Origin of the sequence: Winogradskyella rapida (assembly GCF_042675845.1) — a bacterium.
Taxonomy (GTDB): domain Bacteria; phylum Bacteroidota; class Bacteroidia; order Flavobacteriales; family Flavobacteriaceae; genus Winogradskyella; species Winogradskyella rapida.
The window spans coordinates 1-5,471 of record NZ_JBHTKM010000013.1; the positions used below are offsets into that span (position 1 = coordinate 1).

Sequence of the window (5,471 nt, forward strand, 5' to 3'; positions counted from 1 at the left end):
GCTTGAATTAAATTTCTCTGTTATTTTTTTTGGTAAAGGCACCCAATTTTCGAGGCTATCATTTTTATAATCAATCAAGAATTTTTTGTAAGATTCATTTAGTTCAGAATTAGGATATTGTTTTCTTAGAAAGTCATTTTCAAAGTCGTTCACGAGTAAAGTCAGAGTCTCGTTGTTTTTCTTTCCTAATACTTTTTCAAATTCCGATATGTTATTGTTTGAGGAACAACCAAAAGTCAGAATTAGTAATAGAATTATATATATGATTCTCATTGTTCGATTATATCTTTGCCAACGTGTTTGTATAAGATTAGTGGCGTGTTTAAGCACCTAATTTAGCAAATAAACACCAGATAGAAAATCCGCGAGGATTTTCGTAAGTAGGCGATAACTAGCCATTAATTTTATACGGTGTTGTCTATAGTTTTTTGTATTTCTTTCCCTCAATCAATGATTCCGATTTTGTCAATATTAATTCGTCTTTGTCGATTTCAAATATATGTTTGAGAGTTTCTTTTATAATTTTAGGATTGTAATTTAAAGTCAGATGGATACTGTCAGAATTTCTCCAAATTACTGAATTGGAAGAAATTTCACTTTCATTAACTTTAAATTTGAAACTTAATGATGAATTATCAAACTCATTATAAACTATATCGAACTTTTCAAATTCAGCAATTCCATCTTGGTTCGTTGAATGAATTTGTGGCTCAATTTTGTAATCAGTTGATTTGAGTGTCAGAGCAAAGTTTGAAATCGGTTTATTGTCAATCGTTATTACTTTTACAATAATTTTATTTGAAGGTTTTTCGTTTTCTATTTCTTTGATTGATGAAGTTTCCTCTTCATATTCTCTTTTATCTATTAGAGTTAAACTACTATCGATAATTTCCCATTTTCCGTCAAAATCATACCAAGTCCAACAGCTATCTCCACGTTCTTTATAAACGTAATTTCCGTTATTCTTTAATTCAAGCGTATCATCACTTAATTCGTCAATAATTTGATAAGTTCCAACAATCTTTTCAGGATTTGGAATTAAAATCAGAAACATTAATGTTAGCAAAAGTGTTTTCATAAATTATAGACAACGGTTTTGTGTATGATTAGTGGCGTGTTTAAGTACCTAATTTAGCAAATAAAAACCAAATAGAAAATCCGCGAGGATTTTCGTAAGCAAGCTCAAACCAGCCATTAATTATACACGTTGTTGTGCACTGGTTTTTTTATTCGATTTTTGTTTTTACAAACTCAGCCACTTTATTGAAATTTTCAGTTCCTAATTCGGTTTCTCCTATTACATAAGATGAGTTATTTCCAATATTAAGGTCGATAAACAAGTTCTTGTCAATTACTCTCGTGCTTTTGAAAGCTTGCCATTTTATTTTCGTTTCGTATTTATAGTCTTTATATCTAAAATGGTCATCATTAAATTCCCAAATTGAGTTTTCGTTCGCTTCTATTTGTCCATTTTTTTCCGTTTCTACTAATTCAAAAAAGTTATTCTTACTTTTCTTGTAAAATGAATAATAATCATAGAAGTTAATTAAGTAATGAATTCCGATTGCTATGAATAAAAATCCAAGATTGTTTTCTCCATAAATTATTAATCCACCCAACAAAATCATTGGAATTGCCCAAATCAATCTTTTTTTGTTTTTTTTCAGATTCTCATTCCAAGCAGTATTGAAATTCAGAGTCATTTGCTCGTTATAGATTTCTTCTTTAAATGGCAGTTCAAATTTCATTTATGAGTTCGGTTTTTAACTTGTGCACAACGGTTTCGGCTATGAGTAGTTGCGTGGTTTAGCACTAAACTTTGCAAGTACACACCAAACTGAAAATCCACGAGGATTTTCAGAAGTAGGCGAGAACAAGCAATTACTTATAGCCATTGTTAGGTGTAGTTTTTTATTATTTCAGATACTTCATTATCAATGTAAATTTGAGTAGGATAATAATTCCTTTCTGATAATGGAATTTTTATATTATTATATATATATGATGAACATTCTTCAAAGGTTCCGTTAGCATCGTAGAGTTTAAAAAATTCCTTGAATCCAATTCTTAAATTAGTAGAATCTAACAATTTAAGAAATGCTTTTTTGAAAACTAAATCTCTTTGATGCCATATATTATTTAAAAAGAAAACAATAGCTCCTGGACTTTCATCAAAGTCTGGTTTTTCTTCTATAAGTCTATTAAAAAAAACACCCCAAAAGTGCTCATCAAATTGTTTGAAATTTTTATTTAAAACTTCAAAATAATAGTTAGGATGTGTAGATAAACACATTAATATTGCTGTTTCATTTGGTAAGTTTTTTAACACCTTTACTTCGGGAATTCTTGGTGAAGCACTTAAATATTTTGCTGTCAAAAATTCTTGTAATGACTTATGTGAAAATTGATAAGAATTATAACCTGTTTGAACAAAAATACCAGTATGGTTTTCTAATTCAGTTACCACTTTTTTTGCTTGAGAGCTAGGTAAGTTATGACTTTTATGAATTTTGTTATAGCATTTACGAATATCATCACTACTGAATACATTTCTACCCAAATGAAATGAAAGCCAATAAGATAGATTAGCTAAAAACTCTTTTTTCTTTTCAATATAAAAATCAGCATATTTTGAAGGTCGTACAATACTTCTTTGTTGGTCCCAAGCCTCTAATAAAAGGTTTAAAACAAAATCATAAATATATCTCGGTTTTGGCGGAATAGTTTTTTTTCTCTCATAAATAGCGCATAAATGAGACAATGTTAACGGTCTCATTGTAGTATCATAATATGGTGAATCCTTGATTTTGTCAAATAGGTCTTTAGATTTTTTTCTGTTTGTAATCCATTTGCCAATTAGTGATTTTATTTGTCGGTCATTTAAAGGACAGATTTCATAGGTATTTGTGTTGGTTAATTGCAACAAAAAATCATTACTTCTTGACGTTAAAATAAATTTTGAGTCAACAAGGTTTAAGGATAGTTCTTGAAATTCCCTTTCAATTCTAGATTTTAGTTCAGAATCAGGAATTTCATCAAATCCATCTGCAATAAGAAGTACTTTACTCTCATTGAAAAATGATATAACAGTATTTTTAAGCAGATTATAATATTCAAATCCAAAATCGTCAAGATATTCTACTGGAAATTTTATATGTATTCCAAGTAAATCAACCAATATTTTGAATAGTCCAAATGATTTTTGATTGATATGATTTTCATAATCTAGTTCTCTAAATCTAATAACAAGCGGGAAGGAAAAATCAAATTCTTTATGATTTGCTAGATAATCGTTAAATACTTTTTTAATCAAAGTTGTTTTACCTGCACCAGCTCCTCCATAAACTATTTTGTTTTTTTGGAATTCTTTTAAAAACTTTTTGCTACTTATTTTATCCGTTTCCTCATCTGTATCAAAGCGTGTTTTTAAAGGGGATAAATATAAATCTATATCTACGAAAATATTTTTTAATTCTTTAGAAGATATAGCAGTGCTAAAGTTAATTTCATTAGACCAAGTTATAGCAGCGTTTAAATTATTTTTGATATGTGTAATGACTGTAGATTCAGAAATATCTAGGTCATAATTTTCTTTGAAAAAGTTAAACTCTTCTGTTTTTAATTTCTTTTTTGCTTTAGAATTAATATTTGCTAGTTGCTTATCAAAGAAAGAGTCTACTCCTTTGATACCTTTATCTATTAGGTTTTTAAATAAAACTTGTGTAAATATTGTTTCTATGTCAATCATTAAATTTCAGTATCATTTTCAAATTACACCTAACGTGTTTGTGTATGGTTAGTTGCGTGGTTAAGAAACTAAATTAGCAAACTTTTACGAACCCGTGAAAATTCCGCAGGAATTTTCACAAGTAAGCACGTAAAAAGCAATTAATTATACACGGTGTTAGCATTTGTTATTTTATTAGAGTGTAATTGATTAATTCGTTATCTTTTTCGTCAATTAAACTTAAACTGCCATCTTCTCTATAGACATATTTCCAACCAAACGGTTCGTTTATAATTCTGTATTCTTTCGAGGCATTATTTGTTTTAAGTAGTTCAAGTTTTTGAATTCGCTCGTATTTTTTTAAATACAAATTATCATCTGACATTTTTACAATAGAAAATTCGCCTTCGTCAATTCGGTCTCTATGATTTTGAAGATGCCAACTATTTAATTTAGCAACTTCACTTAATTTACGTAATTCATTTTGGTATTCATATGTTTTTAAAAGTTCGTTGACGATATCGTCAGTTTTTAATTCACTCATTTTTTTTATGAGGTTTGGGTATTTTTCTTCCTGATTAAATACAGAATAATTGTAAAAAGTTAATGTCACACTTTCGAGTTGATACGCTGGATATTTTCCTCCAAAACTTTCGATAGCTCCACCTATTTCTTTGCATTCTTCAATAATTGGCCAATATGCTATTTGACTTTGTCCAATTTGGTTATGGGAAAGGTTGAGAATTGGTACAAATCCACTATATCCATTTGAGTTATATCCTTTAGTTCCGTGTATATCGAAAATTAAAGCAGTTTTTATCATATTTGATATTGAAATACTGTCAGCAATTCTTAATTCACGAGTGTTAACTAAAATCTCTTGGTCAATTTTATGCAGTTTATTCCAATATTCGCTTATCTGTTTTTCCGTATTTAGTTTTTCAATTTCGGTTCGATATTTTTTTATTGGAATTTGAGAATGGCAAGAACTTATTGTTAAAAAAAGTATTAATAGAATTGTAATGTTTTTTTTCATAATAAATGCTAACGTTGTTGTGTATGGTTAGTTGCGTGGTTAAGCAACTAATTTAGTAAACAAAAACGTGCCAGAGAAAATTCCGAAGGAATTTTCCAAGTAGGCAATTGCCATAGCAATTAATTATACACGTTGTTGTGCACTGGTTTTTTTATTCGATTTTAGTTTTTACAAATTCAGCCACTTTATTGAAATTTTCAGTTCCTAATTCGGTTTCTCCTATTACGTAAGATGAGTTATTTCCAATGTCAAGGTCGATAAACAAGTTCTTATCAATTACTCTAGTACTTTTGAAAGCTTGCCATTTTATTTTTGTCTCGTATTTATAGTCTTTATATCTAAAATGGTCATCATTAAATTCCCAAATTGAATTTTCGTTCGCACTTATTTGTCCGTTTTTTTCCGTTTCCACTAATTCAAAAAACGTATTCTTACTTTTCTTGTAAAACGAATAATAATCATAGAAGTTAATCAAGTAATGAATTCCGATTGCGATGAATAAAAATCCAAGGTTGTTTTCTCCATAAATTATTAGTCCACCCAACAAAATCATTGGAATTGCCCAAATCAGCCTTTTTTTGTTTTTTTTCAGATTATCATTCCAAGCAGTATTGAAATTCAGAGTCATTTGCTCGTTATAGATTTGTTCTTTAAATGGCAGTTCAAATTTCATTTATAAGTTCGATTTTTAACTTGTGCACAACGGTT

The 5,471-nt window shown here is 28.8% G+C and carries 6 protein-coding genes; all 6 read right to left on the reverse strand.

All coding sequences use genetic code 11. The features are described from left to right. The coding region (locus tag ACFQ13_RS03715) for a hypothetical protein (protein ID WP_386114153.1) at positions 1–273 on the reverse strand (273 nt) is incomplete at its 3' end. A gap of 145 nt (positions 274–418) precedes the next feature. Beyond that, entirely contained in the window at positions 419–1,078 is a 660-nt protein-coding gene (locus ACFQ13_RS03720; RefSeq protein WP_386114155.1) for a hypothetical protein, read from the reverse strand. Positions 1,079–1,226: 148 nt separating this feature from the next. Then, positions 1,227–1,748: a hypothetical protein gene (locus tag ACFQ13_RS03725; protein WP_386114158.1), complete on the reverse strand. Its 522-nt coding sequence runs from the start codon at positions 1,746–1,748 to the stop codon at positions 1,227–1,229. 149 nt (positions 1,749–1,897) lie between these two features. Beyond that, positions 1,898–3,748: an NACHT domain-containing protein gene (locus tag ACFQ13_RS03730; protein ID WP_386114159.1), complete on the reverse strand. Its 1,851-nt coding sequence runs from the start codon at positions 3,746–3,748 to the stop codon at positions 1,898–1,900. 166 nt (positions 3,749–3,914) lie between these two features. Beyond that, complete coding sequence (locus ACFQ13_RS03735; protein WP_386113415.1) at positions 3,915–4,763, reverse strand: hypothetical protein; 849 nt, start codon at positions 4,761–4,763, stop codon at positions 3,915–3,917. 151 nt (positions 4,764–4,914) lie between these two features. After that, positions 4,915–5,436 carry a hypothetical protein gene (locus tag ACFQ13_RS03740; protein ID WP_386114161.1) on the reverse strand — a complete coding sequence of 174 codons (522 nt, stop codon included), beginning with the start codon at positions 5,434–5,436 and terminating at the stop codon, positions 4,915–4,917. Positions 5,437–5,471: the final 35 nt, after the last annotated feature.